18 protein-coding genes are annotated in these 15,002 nt (G+C 66.1%); 7 read left to right on the top strand and 11 right to left on the bottom strand.

The annotated features are described in order from the left end of the window. Positions 1–6: 6 nt before the first annotated feature. Entirely contained in the window at positions 7–1,434 is a 1,428-nt protein-coding gene (locus tag HTA01S_RS21810) for a cbb3-type cytochrome c oxidase subunit I (RefSeq protein WP_068175221.1), read from the bottom strand. A gap of 38 nt (positions 1,435–1,472) precedes the next feature. After that, a complete protein-coding gene (locus HTA01S_RS21805) occupies positions 1,473–1,910 on the bottom strand; it encodes a c-type cytochrome (RefSeq protein WP_068175219.1) in 438 nt (145 codons plus the stop codon). A gap of 185 nt (positions 1,911–2,095) precedes the next feature. On the opposite strand from HTA01S_RS21805, the gene HTA01S_RS21800 reads away from it, so the two are divergent. Beyond that, positions 2,096–2,797: a Crp/Fnr family transcriptional regulator gene (locus tag HTA01S_RS21800; protein WP_068175217.1), complete on the top strand. Its 702-nt coding sequence runs from the start codon at positions 2,096–2,098 to the stop codon at positions 2,795–2,797. 140 nt (positions 2,798–2,937) lie between these two features. On the opposite strand, the gene ubiD is transcribed toward HTA01S_RS21800, so the two are convergent. The 8 genes from ubiD to ytfE all read right to left on the bottom strand — a co-directional run bounded on the left by ubiD (position 2,938) and on the right by ytfE (position 9,683). After that, a complete protein-coding gene (gene ubiD, locus HTA01S_RS21795) occupies positions 2,938–4,422 on the bottom strand; it encodes a 4-hydroxy-3-polyprenylbenzoate decarboxylase (protein WP_068175215.1) in 1,485 nt (494 codons plus the stop codon). Continuing rightward, the gene (locus tag HTA01S_RS21790) at positions 4,419–5,009 is read right to left on the bottom strand and encodes a UbiX family flavin prenyltransferase (RefSeq protein WP_068175213.1); all 591 of its coding nucleotides are present in this window, start codon (positions 5,007–5,009) and stop codon (positions 4,419–4,421) included. Before HTA01S_RS21790 ends, ubiD begins: the two co-directional genes overlap by 4 nt. Next, entirely contained in the window at positions 4,987–5,400 is a 414-nt protein-coding gene (locus HTA01S_RS21785) for a putative zinc-binding protein (RefSeq protein WP_068175211.1), read from the bottom strand. The genes HTA01S_RS21790 and HTA01S_RS21785 overlap by 23 nt, the downstream gene beginning before the upstream one ends. Next, a complete protein-coding gene (ubiT, locus tag HTA01S_RS21780; protein ID WP_068175209.1) occupies positions 5,387–5,902 on the bottom strand; it encodes a ubiquinone anaerobic biosynthesis accessory factor UbiT in 516 nt (171 codons plus the stop codon). The genes HTA01S_RS21785 and ubiT overlap by 14 nt, the downstream gene beginning before the upstream one ends. A 16-nt stretch (positions 5,903–5,918) precedes the next feature. After that, positions 5,919–6,536, bottom strand: a complete 618-nt coding sequence (trhA, locus tag HTA01S_RS21775) for a PAQR family membrane homeostasis protein TrhA (protein ID WP_068175207.1) — start codon at positions 6,534–6,536, stop codon at positions 5,919–5,921. Between the two features lie 4 nt (positions 6,537–6,540). Continuing rightward, a complete protein-coding gene (locus HTA01S_RS21770) occupies positions 6,541–7,464 on the bottom strand; it encodes a U32 family peptidase (RefSeq protein ID WP_068175204.1) in 924 nt (307 codons plus the stop codon). A 195-nt stretch (positions 7,465–7,659) separates the two neighbouring features. Further along, a complete protein-coding gene (gene ubiU / locus HTA01S_RS21765) occupies positions 7,660–8,694 on the bottom strand; it encodes a ubiquinone anaerobic biosynthesis protein UbiU (protein ID WP_068175202.1) in 1,035 nt (344 codons plus the stop codon). A 239-nt stretch (positions 8,695–8,933) separates the two neighbouring features. Beyond that, on the bottom strand, positions 8,934–9,683 hold the full coding sequence (ytfE, locus tag HTA01S_RS21760; RefSeq protein WP_068175200.1) for an iron-sulfur cluster repair protein YtfE: 750 nt from the start codon (positions 9,681–9,683) through the stop codon (positions 8,934–8,936). A gap of 130 nt (positions 9,684–9,813) precedes the next feature. Here ytfE and HTA01S_RS21755 point away from each other — a divergent pair, with 130 nt between their 5' ends. From HTA01S_RS21755 to HTA01S_RS24910, 6 genes are all read left to right on the top strand, one after another. Next, on the top strand, positions 9,814–10,287 hold the full coding sequence (locus HTA01S_RS21755; RefSeq protein WP_068175199.1) for an Rrf2 family transcriptional regulator: 474 nt from the start codon (positions 9,814–9,816) through the stop codon (positions 10,285–10,287). A 283-nt stretch (positions 10,288–10,570) separates the two neighbouring features. Beyond that, positions 10,571–11,086: a hypothetical protein gene (locus HTA01S_RS21750; RefSeq protein ID WP_068175197.1), complete on the top strand. Its 516-nt coding sequence runs from the start codon at positions 10,571–10,573 to the stop codon at positions 11,084–11,086. Next, positions 11,076–11,876, top strand: coding sequence for a penicillin-insensitive murein endopeptidase (locus tag HTA01S_RS21745; RefSeq protein WP_157572229.1), 801 nt, complete (start codon positions 11,076–11,078; stop codon positions 11,874–11,876). Before HTA01S_RS21750 ends, HTA01S_RS21745 begins: the two co-directional genes overlap by 11 nt. A 9-nt stretch (positions 11,877–11,885) precedes the next feature. Then, positions 11,886–12,461 carry a GNAT family N-acetyltransferase gene (locus HTA01S_RS21740; RefSeq protein ID WP_068175195.1) on the top strand — a complete coding sequence of 192 codons (576 nt, stop codon included), beginning with the start codon at positions 11,886–11,888 and terminating at the stop codon, positions 12,459–12,461. A 36-nt stretch (positions 12,462–12,497) separates the two neighbouring features. Then, positions 12,498–12,815 (top strand): DUF3795 domain-containing protein, encoded by a 318-nt coding sequence (locus tag HTA01S_RS24915; protein ID WP_084236448.1) that lies wholly within the window; start codon positions 12,498–12,500, stop codon positions 12,813–12,815. Between the two features lie 25 nt (positions 12,816–12,840). Next, a complete protein-coding gene (locus tag HTA01S_RS24910) occupies positions 12,841–13,419 on the top strand; it encodes a GNAT family N-acetyltransferase (protein WP_084236446.1) in 579 nt (192 codons plus the stop codon). Between the two features lie 58 nt (positions 13,420–13,477). On the opposite strand, the gene ccoG is transcribed toward HTA01S_RS24910, so the two are convergent. Further along, positions 13,478–14,902, bottom strand: coding sequence for a cytochrome c oxidase accessory protein CcoG (ccoG, locus tag HTA01S_RS21730; RefSeq protein WP_084236444.1), 1,425 nt, complete (start codon positions 14,900–14,902; stop codon positions 13,478–13,480). Positions 14,903–15,002: the final 100 nt, after the last annotated feature.

The raw sequence follows: 15,002 nt of genomic DNA, 5'->3' as shown, positions 1-15,002 counted from the left end.
CGGTGCTCAGACGCTGCGCATGCGCAGGGCCGCGGCGCCCTCGGGCACCTCGCGGGGCACGCCGCCGACGAAGAAGCTGCTCAGGTAGGTCATCAGGCCGAGCAGGAAGCCCACGCCGCCGCCCACGCGGATCCAGTAGAAGAAGCGCAGCTGGTCCTGGGTGTCCATGAAGGACATCGCGCCCGAGGTCGGCATGCGTTGCAGCCAGATCTGCAGGATGCCCGCGCCGGTGAGCGCTAGCACCATCACGGCCATGCCGATGGTCATCATCCAGAAGCTCCACATCTCCACGTTCTGCGCCTTCTGGCTGTTGGCCACGCGGCCACGCAGGATGGGCATGGCGTAGCTGATGATGGCCAGCACCACCATCACGTAGGCGCCGTAGAAGGCCAGGTGGCCGTGAGCGGCCGTGACCTGGCTGCCGTGCGTGTAGTAGTTGACCGGGCTCAGCGTGTGGATGAAGCCCCACACACCGGCGCCCAGGAAGGCCACCACCGAGCAGCCCACGGCCCACAGCAGCGCAGCCTGGTTGGGGTGTTCGCGGCGGCGGCGCTGCACCATGTTGAAGGCGAACACCGTCATCATGAAGAAGGGGATCGGCTCCATGGCGGAGAAGATCGAGCCCACCCACAGCCAGTAGCCGGGCATGCCGATGTAGAAGAAGTGGTGGCCCGTGCCCAGGATGCCGGTGATCAGCGCCATGGCGATGATCACGTAGAGCCATTTGTCGATCACTTCGCGGTCCACGCCGGTGGTCTTGATCAGCACGAAGGCCAGCAGCGCGCCCATGATCAGCTCCCAGGTGCCTTCCACCCACAGGTGCACCACGAACCACCAGTACATCTTGTCGCGCACCAGGTTGTGCGGGTTCACGAAGCTGAAGAGGAACAGCAGGGCCAGGCCCCACAGGCCGATCATCAGCACCAGGCTGATGCTGGTCTTGCGGCCCTTGAGCACGGTCATGCTGATGTTGAACAGGAAGCCCAGCATCACCGCCACGATGCCCAGCTTGGTGGGCAGGGGCTGCTCCAGGAACTCGCGGCCCATGGTCTGCAGCAGGTCGTTGCCCGTGAGTTCGGCCAGCTTGGCGTAGGGCACCGCGAGGTAGCCCACGATGGTCAGCGCGCCGGCCACGAGGAAGATCCAGAACAGGGCGATCGCCAGCTTCAGGCTGTAGAGCTCGGTCTCGGACTCTTCGGGCACCATGTAGTAGGCCGCGCCCTGGAAGCCGAACAGCAACCACACGATCAGCAGGTTGGTGTGGACCATGCGGGCCTGGTTGAACGGGATGTAGGGGAACAGGAAGTCCCCCAGCAGGTATTGCAGCCCGAGCGCCAGACCAAAGACGATCTGGGCCGTGAACAGCGCGAGGGCGGCGATGAAGTAGTACTTGGCTACCGACTGCGAGGCGTACGGAAGTCTGGTCGAGGGCATGGTGTTGTTCCTTGGGATGTCAGGTGTTCGCATGGCTCTCAGCCTTCGATGTTCGGTGGCCATTTTTCGGCGTCGATACCGCCGGTCCAGCGCAGGAACTCGACCAGGTCGTCGAGCTGCTGTTCGGTGAAGTTGAACTGCGGCATCTGGCGCCGGCCCTCGACATGGGTGGGCTGGATCTTGATCCAGGTCTTGATGAAATCGGGCCCGCGGCGCGCGTACACATTGCCCAGCTCGGGGGCGAAATAGGCGCCCTCGCCGAGCAGGGTGTGGCAGCCGATGCAGTTGCGCGTTTCCCAGAGCTTCTTGCCGTTGATCACGGCCGGCGTGATGGCCTGCGCGTTCGAGCGCACGGGAATGCGGCGTTCGCTGTCCCAGATCAGGCCGGCGAACACGAGGATGAAGAACACCGATCCTCCATAGAACATGTTGCGGGCCATCTGCTTGGTGAATCCGCTGGAATGGGACTGGCTCATTGGGGTACGCTCCTGTGGCTGTAATGCTGGAGCCGAGTTTGGGAGCGGGCGCGTTTTCTTTCCTTGAACCGGTTCAAGTTTCACGTCGAAAATGCCGGAAATCGGCCGGGGATATCCGGGCCGATTCCAGCCTCCCCCACCTACAATCCGCACGGCCCGCGGTCCCCGTGCAGGCAAAGGAACCGATGGACACCAGCGATTTCAACATCCCGCGCTTCCTGGCCACCCAGGCGCTCTTCACCGACCTGTCCATCGAAGAGCTGGAGCGCGTGGCCCAGGGCTGCCAGGTGCGCCGCCTGGCGCGCGGCGACACCGTGTTCCGCTACGGCGAGCCCTGCCGCGAATTCCACGTGCTGGTCATGGGCCAGGTCAAGCTGTTTGCGCTCTCGCCCGCCGGGCAGGAAAAGGTGATCGAACTGGTGCAGCCCGGCCACAGCTTTGCCGAGGCGCTGATGTTCACCGACAAGCCCTACATATTGAATGCGCAGGCGCTCACCAGCAGCCTGCTGCTGAGCGTGGGCAAGCAGGTCATCCTCAACGAGATCCAGCGCGACCCGCGCTTTTCGCTGCGCATGCTGGCCGGCATCTCGCGGCGCCTGCACGGCCTGGTGCACGACATCGAGACCGGCGCGCTGCACACGGGCATGCAGCGGGTGATCGGTTATCTGCTGCGCGAGCACCAGGTGGAAGACTGCTCCACGGGCGAGGTCTACATCGTCTCGCTGCCGGTGAGCAAGGCCACCGTGGCCTCCCGGCTGTCGCTCACGCCGGAATATTTCTCCAAGGTGCTGCACGAGCTGGAGGCGGCGCAGCTGATCCGCATCGACAAGCGCGACATCCACATCGTCGACGTCCCCAGGCTCGCGAACTACGGAGTACAGGCTTGAACTGAACACCCCCGCCGCGCTTCGCGCGACCCCCTCAAGGGGGCGGCACTGGCCGTCCGGCAAAGCCGGCCCGGCGGTGCCCTGGGTTTTGTCGCCTCATGCGTATGTGTGGCGCTCCGGTGCCGTGGGAAGCTGATCGTTTACGCCATCAGCGCCGCGAACAGCGGCTCCATGCGGGCTGTCACCGCCGGGTCCATGGCCATCACCCGGCCCCATTCGCGCTGCGTTTCACCGGGCCACTTGTTCGTCGCGTCCAGCCCCATCTTGCTGCCCAGGCCGCTCACGGGCGAGGCGAAGTCGAGGTAGTCGATGGGGGTGTGCTCGATCATCATCGTGTCGCGCACCGGGTCCATGCGCGTGCTCATGGCCCAGACCACCTCGGACCAGTTGCGCACGTCGACGTCTTCGTCCACGACCACGATGAACTTGGTGTACATGAACTGGCGCAGGTGGCTCCACACGCCCATCATCACGCGCCGCGCGTGGCCGGCGTAGGCCTTGCGGATCTGCACCACCGCCATGCGGTAGCTGCAGGCCTCGGACGGCAGGTGAAAGTCGGTGATCTCGGGGAACTGGCGCTGCAGCAGCGGGATGAACAGCTCGTTCATCGCCAGCGCGAGCATGGCGGGTTCGTCCGGCGGCTTGCCGGTGTAGGTGGAGTGGTAGATGGCGTCGCGCCGCATTGTGATGCGCTCGACCGTGAACACCGGGAACTCGGCGCGTTCGTTGTAGTAGCCGGTGTGGTCGCCGTAGGGGCCTTCGAGCGCGTGCTGCCAGCCGCTGGGGTGCGCGGCGTCGGGCTGGATGTGGCCTTCGAGCACGATCTCGGCCGAGGCCGGCACCTGCAGCGGCACGCCCAGCGCCCGCACGACCTCGGTGCGCGCGCCGCGCAGCAGGCCGGCGAACTGGTATTCGGAAAGGCTGTCGGGCACGGGCGTGACCGCACCCAGGATGGTGGCCGGGTCGGCGCCCAGGGCCACGGCCACCGGGTAGGGCTGGCCCGGGTGCTGCCGGCAGTGGTCGCGGAAGTCGAGCGCGCCGCCGCGGTGCGCGAGCCAGCGCACGATGAGCTGGTTGCGCGAGAGCACCTGCTGGCGGTAGATGCCCAGGTTCTGCCGCGTCTTGTGCGGCCCGCGCGTGATCACCAGGCCCCAGGTGATGAGCGGGGCCACGTCGTCGGGCCAGCAGTGCTGGATGGGCAGGCGCGCCAGGTCCACGTCGGCGCCTTCCCACACCTGCTCCTGGCAGGGCGCTGAGTTGCGCTCCTTGGGGCTCATGTGCCACAGCGTCTTGACCAGACCGCTCAGGGCCACCATGTCCTTGAGTCCGCCCGGCGCCTGCGGCTCCTTGAGCGCGGCCAGCACCTCGCCGAACTGGCGCAGCTCGCCCAGGCTGCCCACACCCATGGCGCGCGCCACGCGGCCCGTGGTGCCAAACAGGTTGCCCAGCACCGGCATGCTGTGGCCGGTGGGTCGTTCGAACAGCAGGGCCGGTCCGCCGGCGCGCAGCACACGGTCGCACAGCGCGGTCATCTCCAGGTGGGGCGAGACCGGTTCGTTGATGCGCCGCAGCTCGCCGGCTTGTTCCAGCTGGGCCATGAAGTCGCGCAGATCGCGGTAGGTCATTCCAGCCCTTCCCAGCGCTGGCTCAGCGTGTGCGGCACGTCGAGCAGATCGAGCACGCGCGCCACGCTGGCGTCCACCAGGTCATCGAGCGTCTTGGGCCGCAGGTAGAAGGCGGGCATGGGCGGGCAGACGATGGCGCCCATCTCGGTCACGGCGGTCATGTTGCGCAGGTGGCCCAGGTGCAGCGGGGTTTCGCGCGTCATGAGTACCAGTCGGCGGCGTTCCTTGAGCATCACGTCGGCCGCGCGCGTGACCAGGTTGTCCGACAGGCCGTGCGCGATGGCCGCGAGCGTGCGCATGGAGCAGGGCGCGATCACCATGCCGCTGCAGCGGAACGAACCACTGGCCGGGCCGGCGCCGAGATGGGCCGCGTCGTGCAGCGTGTGCACCAGCGCGCGCAGCGCGTCGGCGTCCACGTCGAGTTCGTGGCGCAGCGTGAGCCAGCCCGCGTCGGACACCACCGCATGTGCCTGTACGTCGGGGATCGCGCTCAGCACCTGCAGCAGGCGCAGGCCGTAGACCGCGCCGCTGGCACCGGTGATGGCCACCAGCAGGCGGCGTGGTTCAGTCGGTGGGGGGTGGTTCATCAGGCGGCTTGGCGGCGTCTTGCAAGAGGCGCTGCAGGTCGTTGCGCACGCGGAACAGCACGGCCTCGGCCTGGTCCGGGTCGAAATCCTCGTGCAGGCGCTTGCGCACGCCGTAGATGTTCAACTGGTGGTGCTGCGTGGGTTCGATGCCGTGGCGGCCCAGGCAGTGGCGCGCGCATTCCAGGGGACAGCCGTCCAGGACCACGATGGGTCGCCCCGAGCGGGCCGTCTTCAGCAGGCTGGGCACGTCACCGCCGATGCCCGCGATGCAGGACATTTCGGCCGTGCCCATGCGGTCCAGCCGCACCGCCACGTGGTTGGCCAGCTGCGCGGCGCTGGAGCAGCCAGAGCACGAATAGACGATGGGCAGCTTGGGTTCAGCGCGGGCCATGGCGGGGCTCCGGCGCCCACGACGGGCGCAACTGCCGCAGGCGGGACAGCACGGCCGAGGGCGCCCACTGCGCGAAGTCGAACACCGGCAGCTCCAGCGCGTCGAGCGCGTTCTTGACCACCAGACCCAGCTCGGTGTCGCCCTCCATGGAAAGGCGGCGGTTGAAGAACAGGGTGTCGGGGTCGTCCAGCCGCTGCGCCAGGCGCAGGAAGTCGTGGGCGTTGGCGCTCAGGGTGAGCTCGGTGGTGGGCTGTGGCGCGCTGGCGCGGAACATCGTGCCCCGCCAGGCAAAGTCGAACTTCAGGCCGGCGTCCCGCACATGGATGCGGATGCGCTGGCCCTGCAGGCGCTCGGCCACATCGGCCGGCAACTGTCGCGCCAGCACCAGGTTGAGCCCGGTGACCAGCAGCAACGAGCCGGGGTACGGTGGCAGGCGCGAGAGCATGGCGGCGAGCGGCGGCGGGACGGTGTGGCGCTGGGCGTGGGCAAGGGTGTGGGTCATGGGGAGGTGGTGGCGTTCAGGCCACGTACAGCAACAGGGTGAAGAAGTGGCAGAGGCTGCCGCCGAGCACGAACAGGTGCCAGATGCCGTGGCCATGGCGCAGCTTGTGGTCGGTGGCGTAAAAGGCGATGCCCAGGGTGTAGAGGGCGCCGCCGGTGGCCAGCCAGGCGAAACCGGCCGGGCCGAGCGCCTGCCACAGCGGCGCCACCGCCACCAGCGCCAGCCAGCCCATGAGCACATAAATCACCAGCGAGAGCACCCGCGCACCGCGCGCCAGCCAGATTTCCTGCGCGATGCCGGCCACGGCCAGCGACCAGACCACGCCCAGCAGCGACCAGCCCCAGGGACCTTTGAGCGAGACCAGCGCAAAGGGCGTGTACGTGCCCGCGATCAGCAGGTAGATGCTGCAGTGGTCCAGCTTCTTGAACACGGCCTTGGCCCGACCGCCCAGCGCGTGGTACAGCGTGGACGCCACATAGAGCGCCACCAGCATGGCGCCGTAGACACTGAAGCCCACGATGCGCCAGGGGTCGCCCTTGAGCGACGCGCTGGTGATGAGCACCACCGAACCGGCCACGGCCAGCACCGCCCCCACGAGGTGGCTGATGCTGTTGAAGCGCTCGCCGGTGGCCATGGTGTCAGGCGGTGGCCGGCGCTGTGGCCGCGACGCGGTCCTGCCCGGGCTGGCCGTGCCAGTAGCCGTTGCAGTCGGCCGGGCCCTGGCCCGCGTCCGGCAGCAGCGGCAGCAGGGCCGCGCGGGCCTCGGTGCCCGAGCGGCTGCCGCGGCGCACCGCGTCGTACAGGCCGATCACGTCCGCCGTGTGCAAGGACTGCGGGCTGATGCGCGCCACGTCGACACCGAGCGCCGTCAGATCGTCCCAGGCGTCGATCAGGCTGTGCACCCGCGCCGACTGGGTCTGGATGCCGTTGAGCACCAGGAACTCGGCGCTCTCGCGCGTCTTGAGCATCAGGCCGTCGGGGTGGTCGATGCAGCTGAAGCGGCAGTCGTCCTTGGGCAGGTTGCGGTGGCGGGCGGTGAAGCAGCGGGCCGAAAACGCCAGCGGCAGGCGGCCGTGCACGAACACCTCGGTCTGCAGGCCCGCCGGGCGCTGCTGCTGCTGCAGGGCCAGGTCTTTGCGTGGCATCTCCAGCGGCGCCACCCAGCGCGAGGCGCCCAGCGACGCCATCCATTGCAGCGTGGGGCCGTTGTAGACGTTAAGGTGCGGGCCGGCGACGAAACCGCGCTCACCGGCCAGCGCATTCACCGCGCCCATGTCGTTGGCCTCGATGCCGAAGTCGGTGTTCGCCGCGATCTTCTGCATCGCGCTCACGTCCGAGCCCGACTCCAGCAGCACCTGGGTGGACAGCACGGCGGTCTTGCCCGAAGCGCGCATCAGCTCGGCCACGTCCAGCCAGTCCGACAGGCGCAGCTCGTGGCGGCGCGAGCAGGTCACCTCGCCGAGGTAGACGATGTCCACCGCCGTCGCGGCCATGGCCTCGTAGAAGTCGAACACGGTCTGGCGTGGCCAGTAGTACTGCAGGGGTCCGAGAGAAAGTTTCACTTCAGTGGTTCCAGTGTGTGCGGCCGCCCCTCACCCCAACCCTCTCCCCAGAGGGGCGAGGGAGCAAAGACCAAGCCGCCGGAGCGCGTGCCCCATCCAGGGCACCCGTGGAACTGGCTTCGCCAGGCCACTGGGTGCGTCCCCCTGGGGGGAAGCCGCGAAGCGGCGCAGGGGGGAGCCATGACTTGGGGGATGTCATTTCCACGGCCGGTGGTAGGCGCCCAAGGTGTGTTGCTGACCTTCCGCGACCTGGTCGAGCGAGGCCATCCAGGCGCTTTTGGGCGTGTAGTGCTGGGGCTGGGCAACGCAGCTGTCGATGGCTTCGCGCCAGACCTTCGTGACCTGGGCTACGTAGGCCGGGCTGCGCTGGCGGCCTTCGATCTTGATCGCACGCACGCCCATTTGCAACAGCTGCGGCAACAGCGAGAGCGTGTTGAGGCTGGTGGGCTCTTCGATCGCGTAGTAGCTGGTGTCGTTCTCGACGTCGAAGCGGCCCTTGCACAGCGTGGGGTAGCCCGCGCTTTCGCCGGTGGCGTAGCGGTCGATCAGCACACCGTTCAGGCGCGACTCCAGGCCCCTCGGCGTTTCCTGCCAGCGCACCGCCTTGGCCGGCGAACACACGCCGTGCGTGTTGGGCGACTCGCCGGTGACGTAGGACGAGAGCGCGCAGCGCCCCTCGACCATCACGCACAGGCTGCCGAAGCCGAACACCTCGATCTCCACCGGCGTCTTCTGCACCACCTGGCGCACCTGGTCGAGCGAGAGCACGCGCGGCAGCACGGCGCGCGAAATGCCGAACTCGCGGTGGTAGAGGTTGATCGCCTCGGGGTTGGTGGCCGAGCCCTGCACCGAGAGGTGCAGCCGTAGCCGCGGGTGGCGCTGCGTGGCGTAGCGCATGAGGCCCGGGTCGGCCAGGATCACCGCGTCCACACCCAGGTTCACCGCCTTGTCCATCGCCTCGCGCCAGCGCTCCGGCTGCGCGGCCTGGGGGTAGGTGTTGAGCGCCATGAACACCTGGCAGCCGCGCGCATGCGCGTAGGCCACGCCGGTCGCGATGGCCGCGTCGTCGAAGTTCAGGCCGGCGAAGTTGCGCGCGTTGGTGGCGTCGCGCAGGCCCAGGTAGACGCAGTTGGCGCCGTGGTCCACCGCGGCCTTGAGCGCGGGCAGGCTACCGGCCGGGCAGACCAGGTCCAGGGTGTGGGGGTTCTCTTGCGTTCGGTCGGTGGCCATAGATGAGTGGGTCGTGAGCGGGGCGCGGCGGACAGGCCGAAACCAGGCCGGCGCGACCTTATCAACCGCCCGCCGTGCGGGCGTTGACCTGGGTCAATGGGTTCATGGCTTGATCTGGCGCAAGTGCCCTATCCGAGCCAGCACCTGCCCCACCGGGGACACCGCCGGGCCGGCTTTGCCGGACGGCTGGTGTCGCCCCCTGGAGGGGGTGGCGCGAAGCGACGCAGGGGTGGGTCATATCAAGCGCAACCGCAGCCCGAGCCGCAGCCGGTGGAGGGTTGTTCCTCTGCCTCGAACTGCGGGAACAGCAGGTTGTTTTCCGTGTGGATGTGGTTGATCAGGTCGTCCGAGAACTGCGCGATCCCCGTGTACAGGGCGCGCCAGGTGTTGCAGGCGCCCATCGGCGGCGTGGCGTCGTTCGTCAGCTCCATCAGCCGGTCCAGCTGCAGGCCGTGGCTGGTGTGTTCACCCCGCATCACGTTGATCGGCCCGGCGGCCAGCGAGCTCCCGCCGCTCCTGAGCAGGGGGAACAGCATCTGTTCTTCCTTCTCCATGTGGTCCAGCAACTCGGCTTCCATGATCTCCAGGTGCTCGGCCAGGCCGGCGGGCACGTCGGGGTTGTTGCTGTGCACCGCTTCCACGCGGCGCGCCATGCGGATCAGCTCGGGCAACTGCTCGCGGTGCACCGCGTGGTAGCGCACCAGAAGGTGGTCCACCATCGCCTCGGGCGACTCGGTGACGGGCAGGGTGTTCGGGCGCTCCAGTTGCGAGAGCTCGTCGAGCACCGCGTCCAGCGGCAGGCCCTTGCTGGCGCAGGCCTGTTGCAGCGGAATCTGGCCGCCGCAGCAGAAGTCGAGCTTGAGGCGGCGAAAGACCGCGGTGGAGCCCGGCAGGTCAACGGCGATCTGGCCGATGGCCTGCTGCGCACGATCGGCGGCGGCGGCGGCGGCGGCGTGGGTGGGGCGGGCTTCGGTGGCGGTGTGGTTCATGGGGGTTTCCTGAAATATGCATTGTGATTGCATGTATTAGAAGATAAAATTCATATGAAGTGAATATTTCCACAGAACAACACGGGGTATCCGAAAGAACGATGACCCACCGGCCCCGGGAGATCACCGCATGCGACTGACCCACTGGACCGACTACAGCCTGCGCGTGCTGATGTATTGCGCGGCCTGCACGCAGCGCGAAAAGCCCGCCACCATCAGCGAGATCGCCGGGGCGCACGGCATTTCGCGCAGCCACCTCACCAAGATCGTGATGACGCTCTCAGGCCTGGGCCTGCTGGAGACCACGCGCGGGCGGGGCGGCGGCCTGCGCCTGCTCAAGCCGGCGCACCTGATCGTGCTGGGCGAAGTGATCCGCCAGACCGAGACCGACTTCACCCTGGTCGAATGCTTCAGCGACGAGCACAACAGCTGCCGGCTCGACGGCTATTGCCGGCTCAAGGGCACGCTGCAAAAGGCGATGGACCGCTACCTCGCGGAACTCGACGGCGTGACGCTGGCCGATCTGCTCGAACCCATGCCCCCGGGCGCCGGCGTGCGCAAGGTGGTGCACCTGAAGCACATACCGGGGATGCCTGATTTGTAGGGGCGCCTTGGCGGACCTATGCAAAGGGGCATCAGGGCGCGGTTTCGCAACCAGAAGCGCCCTCGAACGGGCTCAGACCTGTTGCATCTGCCGGCTATAGTGCTGATGGCCGGTACGTTCGCGCCTTCGGTCCAACCAGAAATGGGACGGCAGAGGTTCCGGAATACCACCACAAAGCAAACACATTTTCGGGAGATGTCTCGCCATGTTGGTTCGCGCCCATTGTGGATATCCGGTGAGATGCGAACTGCGTCAAGGCTGGGCATCAGGGGGGAGTCGCTGAGTGTTCAGCAAGTTGCTGAAGCGCGAGCCAGCGCGACTGTTCCTCGGCGCGGTGAGCGTCGCGACAGGCCGCAACCTCGCCCACCATCTGGAGCGTCTGTCCGGCGGTACGTCCCCAGCGCTGGATCGAGCACTACTCGCCGAGCTCGCCGAATGGCTTCCTTTTCCAACGGCGGCCACGGTCGAGGCGCCGCAGGCGACAGACATGGTCTTCGATGTCGTTCTACAAGGCCATCGGTTTGGGAGCGCGACAGATCTGTCGCTGGGCACGGGCGGTCTTCCCATGTACTGGCGGCCGAAAATCCGGCTCGCGGCGAGGCTCTACCATCTTCAATCCAACAAGACGAAGACGATCTTCCATGTCACTCAGAAAATGCCATGGTCTGTGTATCTGAACAGAGCGCTGTCCTGGCGCGTTCTGGTGGGCCTGGAGCGACCAGCTCGACGAAGCGACATGGAGGCCCTCTTGCGTCAGGCCAGCGAGCAGCTGGTCACCCGACTTCGGGATGCCGCATGACACCATCCCCTTTGCTCGCGTGTCGCTCAGTTCCAACGTGAGGCCCCATTTGAATCTCCCCACCCTTGCAGTCGCAGCCTTGCTGGCCCCGATCCTTGCCTGCGGTGCCGAGAGTCAGTGCTACGGCTCCGTGAGCAACGGGCGGATCGAAAGCAGCGTCAAGCTCCCTCTCAGCGGCGCCAACTTCTCCGCGTACAGCACGCTTGCCGCCACCGCTGGCCGGACGCACGTTCACTCCAAAGTCGCAGCCATTCTCGCGGCCAGCTACAAGGCGTTGGCCGCAGCGGACCCGGATGTGCATTACGTCTACGGCGAAACCGGTTGGCCCTCGGGCGGAAGGCTGCGGCCGCACCGCACTCACCAGAATGGGCTGTCCGTTGACTTCTTTGTCCCCGTGAGGGACGGCAAGGGTAGGTCCGTGCCTCTGCCCACCAACCTCTCGGACAGGTGGGGTTACGACGTCGAGTTCAACCAGGAAGCCAAGTACGGCGATTACTCGATCGACTTTGAAGCGCTGGCTCACCACCTCTATCAGCTCGACGTCGCCGCCAAAGCGGCAGGTTCCGGCCTGGCGCTGGTCATCTTCGACAGCCAATACCTGCCCCGTCTGTTCGCCACCAGCCGAGGCGCCTACTTGAAAGCGAACCTGCCATTCATGAAGGGGAAACCTTGGGTTCGCCACGACGAGCACTACCACGTGGACTTTGTCGTGCCCTGCCAAGCGCTGCCCCATCCGTCGATAGGGCTTGCCCCGGCAGGCCGGGTCGAGCCTCTCATGTCAAACGGTTAGGCCTCTTCCGTGTCTCTCGCATCAACACTCACCGGCCCGCGAATCCAGTTGCGCCAACTGCAGGCCTCTGACGCCGCCGCGCTCGTGGCTGCGGCCTCCGACGGAGCCCTCTGGAATCTACCTTTCACGGTCGTGCCGTCGGTCGAAACCGTCGATGCCTACATTCAAGTTGCCTTGGATGGCCACGCATCCGGAACGGTCCTGCCCTTTGTTACCGTGGTTCGTGAGACCGGTCAAATCATCGGCTCCACCCGCTTCTGGAAGATCGATCACAAGAATCGAAAGCTTGAAATCGGCAGCACATGGCTTGCCGCCTCCTGGCAGAGGACGTTCGTCAACACCGAATCCAAGTACCTGATGCTGCGGGCGGCCTTCGAAGACATGGCCTGCGTCCGTGTTCAATTCACGACCGACGAGATCAATTCCAGATCCTGCGCCGCCATCCTCCGGCTCGGAGCCACAGAAGAGGGCATCATTCGCCACGAGCGCATCATGCCAAGCGGTCGAAAGCGGAACTCTGTGCGCTTCAGCATCATCGACGACGAGTGGCCCAGCGTAAGAATGCATTTGGAAGCGAAACTGTGATCTGATCCGCCTGCAAGCACATTTTCGGGAGATGCCATGAAGCACTACAACGATAGAGTTCCTGCATGCGGTGTGTTTTGTGGTGGTTGCCCCACCTACACCAGAGAGAAGAAGCCTTGTCCTGGTGCAGGCATCAATGTGGCGCGCTGTGAAAGTTGTGCAACTTTCCATTTGTGTTGCAGGGAAAAGGGAGTGACACATTGCTACCAGTGCCCCCAGTTTCCGTGCAAGAAATTCAAGGACTTCTCAAAGCGATGGCAGAAATACGGTCAAAACTTTCTAGAGAATCAAGAATTGCTGAAGACGGTTGGCCCGGTGAAGTTCTTGAAGATATGGAACGCAAAAGTCGAATGAATGCATCCGGCGACTTGGGCCTTGCATGACCAGCGCGCCGGGTCTTCGCCGCGTCTCCAACGAGCTGCGAACCGACCGACTGCTTCTGCGCTGTCCGCGAGCCGGTGACGGTGGGCTTGTTCATGAAGCGGTTGTGGAGACGCTCGAACAGCTTCGAGCATGGCCAGCCTCTCTGCCGTGGGCAATGCTTGAGCCCTCTGTGGCGGCCTCCGAAACGTATTGCCGAGAGAGCGCCGCAGCATTTGTCAAACGCACCGCTCTCGTATACCTCGCATTCGATGCCTCTGGTTCTCTGGTCGCCAGCACGAGCTTGCATGCGATCAACTGGGCAGTTCCAAAGTTTGAAGTCGGCTTCTGGTGCCGGGCAAGCCATCAGTGCCAAGGCTTGGCAACTGAGGCCGTGACCGAGCTGGTGCGCTATGCGTTCGAAGACCTTGGTGCCAGCCGCATCGAGGCATTTACCGACGAGGAAAATGCGGCAAGCCGCGCAGTCTGCCAGTCGGTCGGCATGCAGTTGGAAGGCGTCATGCGCAGTGAGCGCATCACACCAACGGGTGTCCTTCGCAACACATGCATCTACGCGGCGGTGCGCGGTGGCGCCTAGCAGGCTGCTGCGGAAATACTGGCTTTGCTGACGCCGCCCCGGCGCCAAACCCACCGCATCAATACCGCGGCACGATGAACGTGCTCTTCACCTCCACCGGCTCATGCGCGCCCCCGGTATCGGGCCCGATCTGGAACACCACCGCCAGCGTCTGGCCGCTGTGGGCCTGGGCGGAGGCGGCGGGCAGCACCAGGCGCACGGCGGTGTCGCCGGTGCTGGTGGCGGCCACGGTCAGGCTGGCGTCGGTGTCCATCCGCAGGCCCTCCACCCCTGACACGCTCGCGGTGTAGCGCTGGGGCTGCTCGGTGCTGTTGGTGATCTGCAGGCGGTAGGTGTTTTCGATGTTGCCGTTGCCCACCATGCGCGCGAGCGCGCCGCGGTCGCGGCTGACGGCCACCACGAAGTCGTTGCGGTTCGACAGGCTCCATACGAAGGCCCCGCCCAGCACCAGCAGCAGGGCGCCATAGATGAGCACACGTGGGCGCCAGACGCGGCGCAGCATGTGGGCGCGGCTCCAGCCTTTTTCGATGCCGTTGCCCGAGGAGTAACGGATCAGCCCCGGTGCGTAGCCCATCTTGCCCATGACGTCGTCGCACACGTCGATGCAGGCGGCGCAGGCGATGCACTCGTTCTGCAGGCCGTTGCGGATGTCGATGCCCGTCGGGCAGACCTGCACGCACAGGGTGCAGTCCACGCAGTCGCCCAGGCCCAGTGCTTTCGGGTCGGCCTTGCGCGGGCGGGCGCCGCGGTTTTCGCCCCGGCCGGCGTCGTAGGCGATCACCATGGAGTCCATGTCGATCAGCGCGCTCTGGAAGCGTGCGTAGGGGCACATCTGTTTGCAGACCTGCTCGCGCAGGAAACCGGCGTTGCCGTAGGTGGCGAAGCCGTAGAAGAACACCCAGAACGTGGCCCAGGGCGAGAGCTCTAACGCCAGGGCCTGCGCGGTGAGGCCGTGGATGGGCATGAAGTAGCCCACGAAGGTGAAGCCGGTGAACAACGCGATGGCCAGCCAGGCCAGTTGCTTGCCGCCTTTGCGCAGCAGTTTGGTGGCGCCCCAGGGCTGGGCGTCCAGGCGCATGCGCGCGCTGCGGTCACCCTCCAGGTGGCGCTCGACCCAGAGAAAGATCTCGGTGTAGACCGTCTGCGGGCAGGCGTAGCCGCACCAGAGCCGGCCGGCCAGGGCGGTGAAGAAGAACAGCGCCAGCGCCGAGAGCACCAGCAGCGCGGCCAGGTAGATGAAGTCCTGGGGTTGCATGACCAGGCCAAAGATGTAGAAATGGCGCTGCTCCAGGTCGAACAGCACGGCCTGGCGCCCGTTCCAGGTCAGCCAGGGCATGCCGTAGAACACCAGTTGGGTGAGCCACACCATCACCCAGCGCCAGCGCGCGAAGCGGCCCGTGACCGAGCGCGGGTAGATCTTGCGGGTGTCCTCCACCATGGAGAACAGCACCGGCTTGGCGGCGATCGGGTTGGCAGGTGGCATGGTAGGGGCTGGAAATGATTTAACATGCATTTTAAATGAATCTTAAATGTCCCCAGACGATCGGCGGGTATCCGCACCCGGTCCGGGCGCGGGCCCGTCC

This window comes from Hydrogenophaga taeniospiralis CCUG 15921, assembly GCF_001592305.1.
Taxonomy (GTDB): domain Bacteria; phylum Pseudomonadota; class Gammaproteobacteria; order Burkholderiales; family Burkholderiaceae_C; genus Hydrogenophaga; species Hydrogenophaga taeniospiralis.
The sequence above is the reverse complement of the archived record's forward strand: the minus strand, read 5'-3'. Positions and strand labels throughout refer to the sequence as shown.